Genomic DNA, 16020 nt, shown 5'->3' on the forward strand with positions numbered 1-16020 from the left:
TGCCATGTGTTATTAGAAGGATTGAAAACAGAGGGATTATATCGATGGATGATTACAGCAAAAAATATTCATAAAATCAGATGGTTACTATAGTGCAGGTTAAATGTTGTTTTTAAATTATTTTGTAAAATAATCGTTATTAATCAGTGTTAACACACCAATGCATCATCGTTTAAGAATCATCAGCACTGCTGTCAGTGCTGCTTACCAATCCATCAAGGTTATCAGCCCATTCCTGCATCATCACTTTACGCTCATCAAGGTAGGTCGCATGGTTGTACGCGCGGCGAACATTGTTGGTATCAGCGTGCGCTAGCTGAGCTTCGATAGCATCTGGTCGATAGCCCATCTCATTTAAACGTGTACTGCCTGTAGTTCTGGTAGCATGTGGGCTATAAGTACCACTCCAACCGAGGCTTTTCAGTAACTGTCGCAGAGAGTGCGATGTCATTGGACCTAGCGGATTATCCCTGCCTGGAAAAAGATGCTGCCGATGTCCCGTTAGTCCGTGTAGTGTTTTGAGCATGTTGAGGGCTTGGGAGGGGAGGGGGATAACATGCTCCTTACGAGCTTTCATGCGCGTTGCCGGAATGGTCCACAGTGCATTACCAAGATTAAATTCTGTCCACTCAGCCTCGGTGACTTCGGCTGGTCGCGCCAGCGTCCACCACATTAGCCACATGCAATAGTTAACCCGATATGAGCCGCGACTGTTATCAAAACAGCTTAATAGCTTCCCGATTTGCTGTGGTTTCAAGGCCTGTTTGTGCTGAGTTTTGTTTGCCGGAAGCGCCTTGCGTACAGGCCAGACAGGATCGCTGTCAGCTCTAAGCGTTGCCACCGCCAACTCGAAAACCGATGAAATAGTACGTCGCGCTTCAGCGGCAACAGTCGGAGCGCCTCGTTTAGCGGTTTCCTGAAGAATTTTAAGTATATGGTGTGGAGTAATCTCTCTGACTGAGAGCTTACCGATTGCCGGGAAAACCACGCGTTCAAGCATATCCAGTCGCCGCGTTTTAGTGATTTCGGCCCAATCTTTCATCTGCAGCCACTCTTTGGCGACTAGCTCAAAGGTGTTGGATGCGTCATTGACCTTGCGGAGCTTATCTAACTGGCGAGCCTGTGTAGGGCTAGCACCATCCGCGACTTGCTTACGCGCTTGCTCGCATTTTTCGCGGGCTTCGGCAAGTCTTACCATCGGGTAGTCGCCCAGCGCAAACATGCTGGCTTTACCGTTGAGTTTAAACCGATAGCGCCATGCCTTTTTGCCATTAGGTTTCACTTCGAGGTAGAGACCATTGAAATCATTGAGCCGATAAAGTTTTTCTTTCGGCTTGGCAGTGCGGCATTGCGTATCAGTGAGCATAGCGGGTCCTTGACTATTTCTTATACCGTCATTGTACTCACCTAAAATGATAATGGAAACGGATTGTACTCATCTATGTACTCATTTTAGACTGCGCTCCCATGAGATCATAAGAGACAATGTGGAATAAAAAATCCACGCAATTGCGTGGATTTTGATAGGTTTGTCAATTTTCATGAGTCTCAATGAAACCTCATGAGACAACACATTTTATTTAGACGTTGAACAGGAAGTTCATCACATCGCCATCTTTCACGATGTACTCTTTACCTTCTGAACGCATCTTGCCGGCTTCTTTAGCACCTTGCTCGCCTTTATAAGCGATGAAATCTTCAAACGCGATGGTCTGGGCGCGGATAAAGCCTTTCTCGAAGTCGGTATGGATTTTACCGGCTGCCTGTGGAGCCGTCGCGCCAACCGGGATGGTCCAGGCACGTACTTCTTTCACGCCAGCGGTGAAGTAGGTCTGCAGGTTCAGCAGGGAGTAACCGGCGCGGATAACGCGGTTCAGGCCTGGCTCTTCCAGTCCCAGCTCTGCCATGAACTCGTCACGGTCTTCATCTTCCAGCTCAGCGATGTCAGACTCAACGGCGGCGCACACGGGCACCACGACTGAACCTTCCGCTTCGGCGATAGCACGCACCTGATCCAGGTACGGGTTGTTCTCGAAACCATCTTCATTGACGTTAGCAATGTACATTGTGGGTTTCAGGGTCAGGAAGCTCAGATAGCGGATTGCCGCTTTGTCGTCCTCATCCAGATTCAGTGAACGCAGCATGCCCGCTTCAGAAAGATGCGGCAGGCACTTCTCCAGCGCAGCCAGCTCGGCTTTGGCATCTTTGTCGCCGCCTTTGGCTTTCTTCTGCACACGCTGAATCGCACGTTCACAGGTCTCAAGATCGGAAAGCGCCAGCTCAGTGTTGATCACATCAATATCTTCAGCCGGGTTAACTTTGCCCGCAACGTGGATGATGTTGTCGTTTTCAAAGCAGCGCACTACGTGGCCGATCGCTTCGGTTTCGCGGATGTTGGTCAGGAATTGGTTGCCCAGACCTTCACCTTTCGACGCGCCTTTTACCAGACCGGCGATATCGACGAATTCCATGGTAGTCGGCACCACGCGCTGCGGCTTAACAATCTCAGAAAGCTGGTCGAGACGCAGGTCAGGCATCGGTACCACGCCCGTGTTTGGCTCAATGGTGCAGAAGGGGAAGTTAGCCGCTTCGATGCCCGCTTTAGTCAGCGCGTTAAACAGAGTGGATTTACCGACGTTCGGCAGGCCCACGATACCGCATTTGAATCCCATGGTTTGATACCCTTTATAACTGGATGGACAGTGCGCAAGAAGGCGGACTGTCGGAGACGAATTGAAAAATTTCGCGCATTATACACGGAATCACGACGATTCGGGCGTTTAAGCAGGCTTGAAGGCGTGCAGCCGGTTCATCGCCTTGATACGATCCTCTTTCAGCCACAGTTCGGTGCAGCGCGCCGCCTCATCAATGGCATCATCAATCAGCTTCTGCTCACTGGCGGGTGGCTTGCCCAGCACAAATCCGGTCACCTTGTTGCGATCGCCGGGATGTCCGATACCGATGCGCAGCCGATGGAAATTATTGTTGTTGCCCAGTTTGCTGATGATATCTTTCAGCCCGTTATGGCCGCCATGCCCGCCGCCCTGCTTGAACTTCGCCACGCCGGGTGGCAGATCGAGTTCATCATGTGCTACCAGGATCTCTTCTGGCGCGATGCGATAAAAGGTCGCCATCGCCGCCACGGCTTTCCCGCTCAGGTTCATAAAGGTGGTCGGCACCAGCAGGCGCACATCCTCTCCGGCTATCGCCAGGCGGGCGGTATAGCCGTAGAATTTGCCTTCCTCTTTCAGTGACTGATTGTGGCGCTCAGCCAGTAAATCCAGATACCAGGCACCCGCATTGTGGCGCGTGGCGGCATATTCAGCGCCTGGATTGGCAAGGCCCACAATCAGTTTAATGCTGCTCACAATGATTATCCTGCTGTTATCGCGAAAGGGCGTTAGTTTACTTCGCCACGAGCGAGATGACAAAGTACAAGCATCGAAATGGTTCAGGACAGTGATTAATCATTTTCTATCTAAATCAACAGACTGCAATCAGGGCCAGTTAATTATTTATGGCTGATGTGTGATCTACTCCGCAACGTTATCTTCACCCATTGCCTAAGCTTATGGCACTTAACATTGTGTGCGGTTATTGACTCATATGGATGGAGGTGCAGCATGAAACATCAACACTGCCGTGTAGCGGGTAACAGCTTGATGGTACTGGGATTAGTCACAATGGTGCTGGGCGTGGGTTTCTCAATTATGAACCAGCTTCCCTCGCTTGATCTGCCAGATGCGCTGGCGCAGGGCGCAATCCTCGGCATCTTTGTTGGTGCAATGATGTGGCTGGTCGGGGCGGGTCTGAGTGGTCGTGAAAAGGTTGAAGATCGTTATTACTGGCATCGTCACTATGACAAACGTTGTCGCCGGTCACACAATTCACACCATTAACTAATGCCAGCAGTGACCGGATGCTGCGCGATGCGGTTCCGACCGCTGGCCTTGGCGTGATAGAGCGCTTTATCCGCCAGTGCGAGTAAATCGTCAAAACCCTGCTGCTGATGCGTGACAGAAGCAAATCCAATGCTCACTGAGTAGGTGATTGAATTGGGTTGTGACGCACAGACAGCCTGCCGAATCGTCTCACACCAGACTTCTGCCTCTGTTGCCGCCGCGGGAATTATCGCCGCAAACTCCTCTCCGCCCAGTCGCGCAAAACGCCCCTCGGCTGGTATCAGCCCTCTGACAATGTCGCAAAAGTGAATCAATATCTGGTCGCCCTGTTGATGGCCATACCGATCGTTAATGCTCTTAAAATGATCCAGATCGAACAGTATCGCGCTAAAGGGCCGGTTCTGACGGCGGCATCGCGCCACAATCTTCTCTGCTTCATTAAATAAAGCACGACGATTCCAGACGCTGGTCAAAGGATCGTGCATCGAGGCATGCTTTAAGACTGACTGCATCTGTTCATTCACCATGGCCAGGATAGTAAATGTCAGACCGATGACAAACAGAATCGATTCCAGGATGACGTAAATCGAGAAGTTTGATCCGCCAATCGCGCCAGGCAGCGTGCTGGGAATAGCGCTGTCCAGAAACAGGCGAGCGAGATGAAACAGCAGATGGATCCACAGCAGCAGCTGTGCAGGCCAGAAAGTTGCCTTTAGCGTGTCACGTGCCAGCCAGACCAGCTGGATCAGTGCGGCGGTATAGGCGATGCAGGCGATGCAGAGCACCAGCACCCGTTTGGGTAAGCTGTAATAGAACGCCGGGAAACAGCAGAGGATGGCCCAGAGCAGAGCGCCCAACAGCCAGTGAGTGCCGATGGGCTTGCCGCAGAATCGCCGGAACGCATTTAACAATCCGCCGTAAGCCAGCATCACTAAAACGTTACCCACAGCAACGGGCAGGAAATGCAGGCCACTGCTGCGCAGGCTACTTAAGAATACGGCAATCAGGGTAAAAACCAGCGACAGGCAGGTGAAGCCGAGAACGCGATCATATTGCGATCCGATCCAGGCAAAAAACATGATGATGCTCAGAAAACCCAGCACATAAAGCTCGCAGACAAATAACGTATAGATATCGAGGTTCATGGCGGTCAGGGTTCTTATGAGAAATGCGCTGCAAATTACCATTTTACGGCACAGGGCAGAAGCAGGGAACGTGGCGTTTTATCAAAAGAGTGAGTGGCGTTGAAAACAGGCGATTTTGGGGGAATTTATCGCGAAAATATCAGAAAAGGAAGCGCGTTAATCGGGCACCCGGCAGGCATAAAAAAACCGGGCACAGGGCCCGGTTCTGCGAAGATTAATGCTCGAACATTGCCGAGATTGATTCTTCGTTACTGATGCGGCGAATGGCTTCGGCCAGCATGCCAGATAAGGTCAGCGTGCGCACATTCGGCAGTGACTTAATCTCCTGAGAGAGTGGGATGGTATCGCAGACGATTACCTGGTCGAGTACAGATTTACGCAGGTTTTCAACCGCATTGCCAGAGAAGATCGGGTGGGTCGCGTAAGCAAATACGCGTTTAGCACCACGCTCTTTCAGCGCTTCAGCCGCTTTGCACAGCGTGCCGCCGGTGTCGATCATGTCGTCGACCAGCACGCAGTCGCGGCCAGCAACGTCACCAATGATGTGCATCACCTGGGAAACGTTCGCGCGAGGGCGGCGTTTATCGATGATGGCCATATCGGTGTCGTTCAGCAGTTTAGCGATAGCACGGGCACGTACTACACCACCAATATCGGGAGAAACAACAATCGGGTTTTCCAGACCGATCTGCATCATATCTTCCAGCAGGATCGGACTGCCAAATACGTTATCAACCGGGACGTCGAAGAAGCCCTGGATCTGCTCGGCGTGCAGGTCAACCGTCAGAACACGGTCAACACCGACGCTGGAAAGGAAGTCTGCCACTACTTTAGCGGTGATAGGTACACGCGCGGAACGCACGCGGCGATCCTGACGGGCATAACCAAAGTAGGGGATGACTGCGGTAATACGACCAGCAGAAGCACGACGCAGCGCGTCGACCATCACAACCAGTTCCATCAGATTATCGTTGGTGGGGGCACAGGTGGACTGGATGATGAAAATATCACCACCGCGTACATTTTCGTTGATCTGTACGCTCACTTCACCATCACTGAAACGTCCTACAGCGGCGTCTCCCAGGCTGGTGTAAAGGCGGTTGGCAATACGTTGTGCTAGTTCCGGGGTGGCGTTACCAGCAAATAGCTTCATATCAGGCACGAGAAGAACCTCAGGCTTTGCGTCCAGAGAATGAACGGCATGACTGTAACCGGCGCGTACGGTCATGTGCGTTCACACGGGTGTGTTGATGCGAAACGTGCAGTGTCCGGAACGTGGTGACACTGTCACGCATTCGCTAATCGCCTCGCAGGGTACGCTGTAGCGGCGAAACATTTACGCCCCGGGCTACAAATGCGCGTACCCCATTCGGGGCAAGCTCCAGCACCTGGCGGGCAGCAGACTCGGTGTCGAATTCAGCAAACACACAAGCGCCCGTGCCAGTCAGGCGTGACGGCGCGTATTCTAGCAGCCAGGAAACAAGCTCATCAACCTCACGAAAACGTTTTCTTACCACTGCTTCACAATCATTGGTGAAGGGTGATGCTAAAAGCGTCGATAAACTGCGCGATGGAGTATCTCGCGTCAGTTCAGGGTCGTTGAATACTACTGGGGTGCTGATATTCACGCCGGGATGGGCGACAAGATACCACTTTTCTTTCGGTTCTGCGGGATGAAGTTGTTCACCCACACCCTGGGCGAAGGCCGCGAAGCCCTGGACAAACACCGGCACATCCGCGCCCAGCTTCACGCCCATCGCTGCCAGCTCATCCGGCGTGAAGCCGGTTTGCCACAGATGATTCAGCGCCACCAGTACGGTTGCCGCATCAGAGGAGCCGCCACCGAGACCGCCACCCATGGGCAGGTTTTTCTCAACGGCAATCTGCGCGCCCGCGTGAGCGGACAGGCGGTGGTTATCCTGCGCCGCCTGTTTCAGCATGTTTGCGGCGCGGACAATCAGGTTGTCCGCATCCGCAACACCCGCCACGGGCGTTAACAGTGTAACCGAGCCGCTTTGATCGACGGTAATCTGCAGCTGGTCACCGTAATCAAGAAACTGAAACAGCGTCTGCAGGTTGTGATAGCCGTCGGGACGACGGCCAGTGATGTAGAGAAAAAGATTCAGTTTTGCCGGGGCAGGCCAGTGGGTGATCATTGAACGGTCCAGCCGTCCATACGCAGTTTAATCCGCTGGTCACCCTCTTTCAGCTCCAGACTCGAAGGCAGCGGCGGGGTGACTTTGCTGTCGTAGCCCGCAATAGAGACCTGCCAGTTCTGACCGTCGCGGCTGTAGTTCAGGCTGCGCAGCTGATAGCTCTCGTTAAGCTGATAGTCGGTGGCATCGCCTGGCAGACCCATCATCCACTGGCGCAGATTCGCCAGCGGAATGTTCATGCCCGTCAGCTGCGAAATCATTTTCTGTGCATCGTTACTGACGTAACGCTTGCCTTTGTTATCGACAATCTGCACCACCGAGCCCTGCGCATCCAGCTGCAGTTCGGTGCTGCCCAGCGGATTGGTCAGCAGCAGGCGATAGCGGTCGGGCGCGGTCTGCTGCCAGTTGAAGCGGGCATACACTTTCTGCTTGTCAGAAAGATAGGCAAAGGCGCCGCGGGTCTGATAGTGCGTGACCTTTGAGACCGCCTGCTGATGCTGTTGCCACTGTGGCGCGGTCACGCTGGGGCCCGGGCCTTGCGGTTTGTTGACGCTACAGGCTGCCAGCAGCACGCTGGCAAGGGGCAAAAGGCGCAACAGATTGCGTGGTGAATTAAGCATCAAGTGGTCATCTCCTCGGACACATTTATTATTCGTAACGGATAACGCTAACCGTCCCGGTTTTAACCGTCAATGCTGTTATGCAGCAAATTGAGCACGATCGGGTTAATCTTATTACAGTCATAGCCTTTGTATGGCTTTTCTTGATCTGTCGCATCTTGTAGAATGCGCCTCACAAAACCCTGACATTATTGGGACATCCCAACCAAAACCACCATGACGCTGCTCGCTCTCGGAATCAATCACAAGACAGCCCCCATTGCTCTGCGCGAACGCGTCTCGTTCGGGCCGGAGACGCTTGAGCAGGCGTTAAACAGCCTGTTATCACAGCCAATGGTGCAGAGCGGTGTGGTGTTGTCCACCTGTAACCGGACTGAACTCTACCTGAGTGTAGAGCAGCAGGCCGATTTACAGGCACGTCTGGTGAGCTGGTTATGCAATTATCATCAGCTCGATGAAGAGGATGTGCGAAACAGCCTCTACTGGCATCAGGATAACGAGGCGGTCAGCCACCTGATGCGCGTCGCCAGCGGACTCGACTCACTGGTGCTGGGCGAACCGCAGATCCTCGGTCAGGTGAAAAAAGCCTTTGCCGACTCTTCACGCGGTCAGGCGCTGAGCAGTGAACTGGAACGCATGTTCCAGAAAACCTTCTCGGTTGCCAAACGCGTGCGTACGGAAACCGATATCGGTGCCAACGCGGTGTCGGTGGCGTTTGCCGCCTGTACGCTGGCCCGTCAGATCTTCGAATCGCTCTCTTCCGTTAATGTCTTGCTGGTTGGCGCAGGGGAAACCATTGAACTGGTGGCGCGTCATCTGCGTGAACATCAGGTCAAAAATCTGATCATCGCCAACCGTACCCGCGAACGCGCCGAAACGCTGGCGGCGGAAGTGGGTGCAGAGGTGATCACGCTGGCGGAGATCGACGCCCGTCTGGCGGAAGCCGACATTATTATCTCTTCCACCTCCAGTCCGCTACCGATTATTGGTAAGGGAATGATGGAGCGCGCGCTGAAAGCGCGACGTAACAAGCCAATGCTGCTGGTCGATATTGCGGTGCCGCGCGACGTAGAGCCGGAAGTGGGCGACCTGCCTAACGCCTATCTCTACAGCGTGGATGACCTGCAGGCGATCATCGAGCAGAACCTGGCGCAGCGCAAAGCGGCCGCGGTTCAGGCCGAAAGCATCGTGGTTCAGGAAAGCAGCGAATTCATGGCGTGGCTGCGCTCACAGGGCGCGGTCAATACGATCCGTGAATATCGTTCTCAGGCGGAAGAGATCCGCGCTGAGCTGGAAGGCCGTGCGCTGCAGGCGCTGCAGCAGGGTGCCGATCCGCAGAAAGTCATGCAGGAACTGGCGCACAAGCTGACCAACCGTTTAATACACGCTCCAACCAAATCACTTCAGCAGGCCGCCCGCGACGGCGATAATGAACGCCTGCAGATTTTACGCGACAGCCTGGGTCTCGATTAGGCACACCGCTGTCGCCACCTGTTACGGGAATCCCACATTTAAATGAAAACCTCTATAGTTGCCAAACTGGAAGCCCTGCAGGAGCGCCACGAAGAAGTGGAAGCGATGCTGGGCGATGCAGGCGTGATCGCCGATCAGGAGCGTTTCCGTGCGCTGTCACGCGAATATGCTCAGCTGACCGATGTGACCCGTTGCTTCCGCGACTGGCAGCAGGTGCAGGAAGATATCGAAACCGCGCAGCAGATGCTCGACGATCCTGAAATGCGCGACATGGCGCAGGAAGAGTTGCAGGAAGCGCGTGAGAAGAGTGACGTGCTGGAGCAGCAATTGCAGGTGCTGTTGCTGCCGAAAGATCCCGACGATGAGCGCGCCTGTTTTATCGAAGTGCGCGCCGGAACCGGCGGCGATGAAGCGGCGATTTTCGCCGGCGATCTCTTCCGCATGTACAGCCGCTATGCTGAAGCGCATCGCTGGCGCGTGGAGATCATCAGCGCCAACGAAGGCGAGCATGGCGGTTACAAAGAAGTGATTGCCCGCGTGACCGGCGAAGGTGCCTATGGACGCCTGAAGTTTGAGTCAGGCGGCCATCGCGTGCAGCGCGTGCCGGAGACCGAATCCCAGGGCCGCATTCACACCTCAGCCTGTACCGTTGCCGTGATGCCGGAAATCCCGGAAGCGGAACTGCCGGAAATCAATGCGGGCGATCTGAAGATCGATACTTTCCGCTCATCCGGCGCAGGCGGTCAGCACGTTAACACCACCGACTCCGCTATTCGTATTACCCACCTGCCAACCGGTATCGTGGTGGAGTGTCAGGACGAACGTTCACAGCATAAAAACAAAGCCAAAGCGCTGGCGGTGCTGGGCTCGCGTATTCACGCTGCAGAGATGGCCCGCCGTCACGCCGCCGAAGCCAGTACCCGACGCAACCTGCTGGGCAGCGGCGATCGTTCTGACCGTAACCGCACCTACAACTTCCCGCAGGGCCGCGTGACCGATCACCGTATCAACCTGACCATCTACCGTCTGGATGAAGTGATGGAAGGGAAACTCGACAGCCTGATTGAACCGATTGTTCAGGAGTACCAGGCCGATCAGCTGGCGGCGCTGGCTGGTCAGGATTAATGGATATTCGTCACTGGCTGAAACAGGCGGTCGCTAGGCTGTGCGGTGGTGACAGTCCGAAGCGTGACGCAGAGATCCTGTTAGGTTTTGTGACCGGCAAATCACGCAGCTGGTTAATCGCCTTTGATGAAACGGTGCTCAGCGATGAGCAGCTGACGCAGCTGGATAGCCTGCTGGCGCGTCGCGCCCGCGGTGAGCCGGTGGCGCATCTGGTGGGCGAACGCGAGTTCTGGTCGCTGCCATTGCGCGTCAATGACGCCACACTGATCCCGCGCCCGGATACCGAACTGCTGGTTGAACAGGCGCTGGCGCATCTGCCCGTGACACCGGCAACCATTCTGGATATGGGCACCGGCACCGGAGCGATTGCGCTGGCGCTGGCCAGCGAACGTCCCGATTGTCAGGTCACCGGCGTGGATCGCATTGAAGCCGCCGTTGAGCTGGCGAACAGTAATGCGCAGCAGCTCAGCCTCACCAACACCACCTTTCTGCTCAGTCACTGGTTCCAGGCGCTGACGCCACAGCGCTTTACCCTCATTGTCAGCAACCCACCCTATATAGATGCCAGCGATGTTCATCTGGAGCAGGGCGACGTGCGTTTTGAACCGCGCAGCGCGCTGGTGGCGGATGAAGCGGGACTGGCGGATCTGCGCACGCTGATCGAGCAGGCGCCCACATGGCTGCTGCCGGGTGGCTGGCTGCTGCTGGAACATGGCTGGCAGCAGGGCGAGGCGGTGGCCACGCTGATGCGGCAAAAAGGCTATCACGCCGTGGAAACCGTCGACGATTACGGCGGCAACCCGCGTGTGACCTTAGGTCAGTTCCCTTCATAAAAGCGCTTTGAAAAGGATTCATGATGTTCGCCTTTTATCCCCTGATTAAAAATCTGCACATCTTAACGGTGGTGCTTACCGTGACGCTGTTCCTGCTGCGGTTTTACTGGCTGCGTCGTGGATCGGCAATGATGACGAAACGCTGGGTGCGCATCCTGCCGCACGCTAACGACACCCTGTTACTGCTGACCGGCGTCTCGCTGGTGATGATTACCCACTTCTATCCCTTCACGCCGCAAGGAAGCTGGCTGACGGAGAAGCTTTTAGCGGTTATCATCTACATCGCCTTAGGATTTGTGGCATTGAGTCGCCGTCCACGCACTGATCGCACCCGCTGGATCGCTTTTCTGGTAGCGTTAATCGCCCTGGTGACCATCATTAAGCTGGCGCTGACCAAAATGCCGTTATGGGGATAGCATGACCTCGACCGAACAATTAGATTTCAGCCAGACACCGCTGTGTGAAGCGGTGATTGGTGCCACGCTTGCCATCCGCGCCGATTTCCCGGCGTTGTCGGTGGAAGCACAACTTGCGGCGTTAGTCGCCGAAGCACGTGACTATGTCAGCCATACCGAAGATGCTGACATGCAGCTCGAAAAGCTGCTGGAGCTGTTCTATCGCCAGTGGGGATTTTGCGGTGCCAGTGGCGTCTACAATCTTTCTGATGCTCTCTGGATCGACAATGTGCTGAAGACCCGTCGGGGCACGGCGGTGTCACTGGGCGTTATCCTGCTGCACATCGCCGCCGAGCTGGAACTGCCGCTGATGCCGGTGATCTTCCCGACGCAGCTGATTCTGCGCGCCGACTGGATTGATGGCGATAAGTGGATGATCAACCCGTTTAATGGCGAAACGCTTGACCGGCACACGCTGGAAGTGTGGCTCAAAGGCAATATCAGCCCGACAGCGCGTCTGTATGACGACGATCTCGACGAAGCCAAAACCGTCACTGTGATGCGCAAGATGCTCGACACGCTGAAAGCGGCATTGATGGAAGAGAAGAAGATGGAGCTGGCGCTGAACGTCAGTCAGGTGCTGTTGCGTATCGATCCTGACGATCCCTACGAAATCCGCGATCGCGGTTTGATCTACGCGCAGCTGGAGTGCGAACATATCGCCCTGAATGATTTAACATACTTCGTTGAGCAGTGTCCTGAAGACCCGGTCAGCGAAATGATCAAAGTTCAGATTCACGCAATCGAACAAAAACAGGTCACGCTGCACTAAGCGGACCCACTGAAAAGGAAAGGGCATGACACAGAAAGTCGTGAGTATTGGCGATATCAAAGTCGCAAACGATCTGCCATTTGTGCTGTTTGGCGGGATGAACGTACTGGAGTCGCGCGACCTGGCGATGCGCATCTGCGAACACTACGTTACCGTCACCAGTAAGCTTGGTATTCCTTACGTATTCAAAGCGTCATTTGATAAAGCGAACCGCTCCTCTATTCACTCCTATCGTGGCCCTGGCCTGGAAGAGGGAATGAAGATTTTCCAGGAGCTGAAGCAGGCATTCGGCGTCAAAATTATCACCGATGTGCATGAAGCGTCCCAGGCGCAGCCGGTCTCTGAAGTGGTTGATGTGATCCAGCTGCCCGCGTTCCTGGCGCGTCAGACTGACCTGGTGGAAGCGATGGCGAAAACCGGCGCGGTCATCAACGTCAAGAAGCCCCAGTTCGTCAGCCCGGGTCAGATGGGCAATATCGTTGATAAGTTCGCTGAAGGTGGCAACGAGCAGGTTATCCTGTGCGATCGCGGCAGCAATTTTGGCTACGACAATCTGGTTGTCGACATGCTCGGCTTTAACGTGATGAAGAAAGTCACCAAAAACAGCCCGGTAATTTTCGATGTCACCCATGCGCTGCAGACGCGCGATCCGTTTGGCGCAGCATCAGGCGGTCGTCGTGCTCAGGTAGCTGAGCTGGCGCGTGCCGGTATGGCGGTCGGCATTGCCGGTCTGTTTATCGAAGCGCACCCGGATCCTGAACACGCCCTGTGTGACGGCCCATCCGCGTTGCCGCTGGATAAGCTGGAGCCATTCCTGGTGCAGATGAAAGCGATTGACGATCTGGTGAAAAGCTTCCCGGAACTCGATACCAGCAAATAAGTTTGCTGCAAAAAAAAGAGCGATGATTCGCTCTTTTTTTTCGCCTGAAATCCGGTGACGTTACAGCATGATGGTCATCAGATAACCGATAAACAACGCCAGATGCGCGGCTCCATTCAGTACATTTGTGCGTCCGGTCGAGAAGGAGAGCTGACAGAGAAGCAGCGATGCCATCATAATCACCATCTGCGGCGGCTCCAGACCAAATATCAGCTCCTGTCCGGTCAGGGTGGCGATAATGGTTACCGCCGGTACCGTGAGTGAGATGGTCGCCAGCACCGAACCAAAGAAGAGGTTCATGGCGCGCTGCACCTGATTCATCAGCACGGCCTTAATCGCCCCCAGGCCTTCCGGTGAGAGGATCAGCAGGGCCACCAGGAAACCGGTAAATTGTGCCGGTGCATTCAGATCCGTCAGCAGGCTTTCCAGCGTATTAGCATTCATCTTGGTCACGGCAATGACAGCAATCAGATGCACGATCAGCCAGCTGGTATGCCAGAAGCTGCTGTGGGCAGACGGTTTGCCATGATGCGGGTCGCCATCATCGCTCTCATCTTCATGCTCATAGACAAACAGGCTCTGGTGGGTTTTGGTCTGAATCAGCAGGAACACGCCATACATCGCCGCTGAAATCGCCGCGATCAGCAGTGCCTGAGTGACAGAGAAATTACCGCCTGGCAGTGCGTTGGGAAACACCAGCACCAGAATCGCCAGGGGAAAGATAGCAATCAGGTATTGCTTCACGCCCGCCAGATTCACGTATTGCGTCGCAAACTTATTACCGCCCAGCAGCAGCGCAAAGCCAACCAGTCCGCCGGTTACAATCATCACGATCGAATAGAGCGTATCGCGCATCAGCCCGGGTGCGGCATCGCCGGTCGCCATCAGCGCCGAGATCAGGCTCACTTCCAGAATCACCACGGAGAGACTCAGGATCAGAGAGCCATAGGGCTCGCCCAGCCGGTGCGCCAGCACGTCGGCATGTCGTACAACGCTAAAGGCGCTGCTCAGAATGGCAACCAGTGCTACTAAGTTAATACCGACTACAATCGGAAATGATGTGGTTGCACCAAAAAAATAGAGTATACCCAGCGTGATAAGGGGAAGTATCAGCGAGAATTCCTTGTGACGTGTTTTTTCATGTGAAGGCATTCACCATCCTCTCTGGTTAATGATTATCCGGACACAGCGAGTGCTGCTGTTAGAAATATAATCAGTTTTAGGGCAGGGCGCAGTTTATCTTTTCACCGGTCCGAACGGGGAAAATTTACTGCTTTTTACTTAAATGCAATAAATGGTCGAAGCGGTATTAACCTGAAGTTATCTCAAATATTGCAATATTAATCAGGCCACAACAATTTCTCTTTAACCATCTATCTGACCGTAGAATGCCAGAAAATCTGCTTATCATTGTAACTTGTGTGGCCTGTTTCTGGTTTTTAATTTGAAGGGGAGATAAGTGGCTGTTTGTATTTTTGTTGTGTTGCGCCAGGCTTAACAGGAATCCATAAACTGAGGAGCCGTTATGCCTTACTCTAAACGAACCGACTTACCTGACAACGTAAAACACGTGCTTCCCGCGCATGCGCAGGATATCTATCAGCAGGCATTTAACAGCGCGTGGGAAGAATATAAAGAGGCTAAGGATCGACGCGGCGATGATTCGCGGGAAGAGGTGGCGCACAAAGTCGCCTGGGCAGCCGTGAAGAAAGAGTATGAGAAAGGTGATGACGATAAGTGGCATCCTAAACGTTAACACCGCCGCTAGCCTGTTCACGCCAAAGGGCCAGGATAATCTGGCTCTTTTTTCATCTTCGCTATAAGGTTTATCTGGTTTTTTTTAACCTGCGACCGGAATCACGCTTGAAACGCCGCGCGGAAATAGATTAATGTCAATTTGATGAACGAAACGCAGCGCCGTTTTGGAGATCATGTTACAGGAGCCATTCTGCAGGACGCCGTTGATGTTGAGGAGGTCGCATTGCTTACCCGGGAATTTCTATTAAAAGCGGATTGTAAAACGTCGTTCGGGGATATCGAAGAGGCGTTGCTCTGGAGTTGCGAGCAGCGCGCGGCCTCGCTGGCAGCCACGCTGGCCTGTCGTCCCGATCACAGCCCGGTATGGATCTTTGGTTACGGCTCGCTGATGTGGAACCCGATTTTTGAGGCGGATGAAGTGGCGTCCGGTTCGCTGGAGGGCTGGCACCGTGCTTTCTGCCTGCGGCTGATTGCCGGACGTGGCACCGCCACGCATCCCGGCCGCATGCTGGCGCTGAAGCAGGGCGGCAGAACCACGGGTCTGGCGTTTCGTCTGCCGGAAGAGCGGCTGCATGAAGAGCTGGCGCTGCTGTGGAAGCGTGAGATGATCACCGGCTGCTATCTTCCTACCTGGTGTGAATTACAGCTGGAGGATGGTCGCAGCGTCACTGCGCTGACCTTTATTATGGATCCGCGTCATCCGCTGTATGAATCGGACTCCTGCCCGGAGGCGATTGCGCCATTAATTGCCGCGGCCACTGGCCCGCTCGGCTCCAATGCGCAATATCTGTTTGCTCTGGAAGAGGAGCTGACCCGGCGCGGCATGGAGGAGGAGAGTCTGAGCCGGCTGGCCCATCAGGTGCGGACACTGCAGCAAGCCTGCCTGAAGCAGGCCTGAACC

17 protein-coding genes are annotated in these 16020 nt (G+C 54.4%); 9 read left to right on the plus strand and 8 right to left on the minus strand.

Annotated features, from left to right (window positions below; translation table 11 throughout):
• Positions 1-172: 172 nt before the first annotated feature.
• From FOV68_RS00115 to pth, 3 genes are all read right to left on the minus strand, one after another.
• Positions 173-1366, minus strand: a complete 1194-nt coding sequence (locus FOV68_RS00115; RefSeq protein ID WP_143990130.1) for an integrase arm-type DNA-binding domain-containing protein — start codon at positions 1364-1366, stop codon at positions 173-175.
• A gap of 214 nt (positions 1367-1580) precedes the next feature.
• The gene (gene ychF / locus FOV68_RS00120; protein ID WP_010245885.1) at positions 1581-2672 is read right to left on the minus strand and encodes a redox-regulated ATPase YchF; all 1092 of its coding nucleotides are present in this window, start codon (positions 2670-2672) and stop codon (positions 1581-1583) included.
• A 108-nt stretch (positions 2673-2780) separates the two neighbouring features.
• Entirely contained in the window at positions 2781-3368 is a 588-nt protein-coding gene (gene pth, locus FOV68_RS00125; protein WP_010245882.1) for an aminoacyl-tRNA hydrolase, read from the minus strand.
• Between the two features lie 255 nt (positions 3369-3623).
• Between pth and ychH the strand changes: the two genes are divergently transcribed.
• On the plus strand, positions 3624-3899 hold the full coding sequence (ychH, locus tag FOV68_RS00130) for a stress-induced protein YchH (protein ID WP_010245880.1): 276 nt from the start codon (positions 3624-3626) through the stop codon (positions 3897-3899).
• On the opposite strand, the gene FOV68_RS00135 is transcribed toward ychH, so the two are convergent.
• The 4 genes from FOV68_RS00135 to lolB form a co-directional block, all read right to left on the minus strand.
• Entirely contained in the window at positions 3896-5047 is a 1152-nt protein-coding gene (locus FOV68_RS00135) for a GGDEF domain-containing protein (RefSeq protein ID WP_039391735.1), read from the minus strand. The two genes, ychH and FOV68_RS00135, sit on opposite strands and share 4 nt — an antisense overlap.
• A gap of 214 nt (positions 5048-5261) precedes the next feature.
• Positions 5262-6209, minus strand: a complete 948-nt coding sequence (gene prs / locus FOV68_RS00140) for a ribose-phosphate diphosphokinase (protein WP_010245874.1) — start codon at positions 6207-6209, stop codon at positions 5262-5264.
• A gap of 136 nt (positions 6210-6345) precedes the next feature.
• The gene (gene ispE / locus FOV68_RS00145; RefSeq protein WP_143990131.1) at positions 6346-7203 is read right to left on the minus strand and encodes a 4-(cytidine 5'-diphospho)-2-C-methyl-D-erythritol kinase; all 858 of its coding nucleotides are present in this window, start codon (positions 7201-7203) and stop codon (positions 6346-6348) included.
• Positions 7200-7823 carry a lipoprotein insertase outer membrane protein LolB gene (lolB, locus tag FOV68_RS00150; RefSeq protein WP_143990132.1) on the minus strand — a complete coding sequence of 208 codons (624 nt, stop codon included), beginning with the start codon at positions 7821-7823 and terminating at the stop codon, positions 7200-7202. Before lolB ends, ispE begins: the two co-directional genes overlap by 4 nt.
• Before the next feature lie 216 nt (positions 7824-8039).
• On the opposite strand from lolB, the gene hemA reads away from it, so the two are divergent.
• From hemA to kdsA, 6 genes are read left to right on the plus strand one after another with little or no spacing between them, the layout of a single operon-like run.
• Positions 8040-9296, plus strand: a complete 1257-nt coding sequence (gene hemA / locus FOV68_RS00155) for a glutamyl-tRNA reductase (protein ID WP_143990133.1) — start codon at positions 8040-8042, stop codon at positions 9294-9296.
• A gap of 42 nt (positions 9297-9338) precedes the next feature.
• The gene (prfA, locus tag FOV68_RS00160; RefSeq protein WP_143990134.1) at positions 9339-10421 is read left to right on the plus strand and encodes a peptide chain release factor 1; all 1083 of its coding nucleotides are present in this window, start codon (positions 9339-9341) and stop codon (positions 10419-10421) included.
• Positions 10421-11254 carry a peptide chain release factor N(5)-glutamine methyltransferase gene (prmC, locus tag FOV68_RS00165; RefSeq protein WP_143990135.1) on the plus strand — a complete coding sequence of 278 codons (834 nt, stop codon included), beginning with the start codon at positions 10421-10423 and terminating at the stop codon, positions 11252-11254. Before prfA ends, prmC begins: the two co-directional genes overlap by 1 nt.
• A gap of 23 nt (positions 11255-11277) precedes the next feature.
• Entirely contained in the window at positions 11278-11670 is a 393-nt protein-coding gene (locus tag FOV68_RS00170; protein ID WP_031594610.1) for a SirB2 family protein, read from the plus strand.
• Between the two features lies 1 nt (position 11671).
• Complete coding sequence (gene sirB1, locus FOV68_RS00175) at positions 11672-12481, plus strand: invasion regulator SirB1 (protein ID WP_010669988.1); 810 nt, start codon at positions 11672-11674, stop codon at positions 12479-12481.
• 25 nt (positions 12482-12506) lie between these two features.
• Positions 12507-13361: a 3-deoxy-8-phosphooctulonate synthase gene (gene kdsA / locus FOV68_RS00180; RefSeq protein ID WP_010669989.1), complete on the plus strand. Its 855-nt coding sequence runs from the start codon at positions 12507-12509 to the stop codon at positions 13359-13361.
• A gap of 60 nt (positions 13362-13421) precedes the next feature.
• Here kdsA and chaA read toward each other — a convergent pair whose 3' ends face one another.
• Positions 13422-14513, minus strand: a complete 1092-nt coding sequence (chaA, locus tag FOV68_RS00185; protein ID WP_039391743.1) for a sodium-potassium/proton antiporter ChaA — start codon at positions 14511-14513, stop codon at positions 13422-13424.
• Between the two features lie 373 nt (positions 14514-14886).
• On the opposite strand from chaA, the gene chaB reads away from it, so the two are divergent.
• Together chaB and FOV68_RS00195 are read left to right on the plus strand one after the other, a co-directional pair.
• A complete protein-coding gene (chaB, locus tag FOV68_RS00190) occupies positions 14887-15117 on the plus strand; it encodes a putative cation transport regulator ChaB (protein WP_010245846.1) in 231 nt (76 codons plus the stop codon).
• 225 nt (positions 15118-15342) lie between these two features.
• Positions 15343-16017, plus strand: a complete 675-nt coding sequence (locus FOV68_RS00195; RefSeq protein WP_162848978.1) for a gamma-glutamylcyclotransferase — start codon at positions 15343-15345, stop codon at positions 16015-16017.
• Positions 16018-16020: the final 3 nt, after the last annotated feature.

Source organism: Pantoea sp. paga, from assembly GCF_007558755.1.
Classification (GTDB): domain Bacteria; phylum Pseudomonadota; class Gammaproteobacteria; order Enterobacterales; family Enterobacteriaceae; genus Pantoea; species Pantoea agglomerans.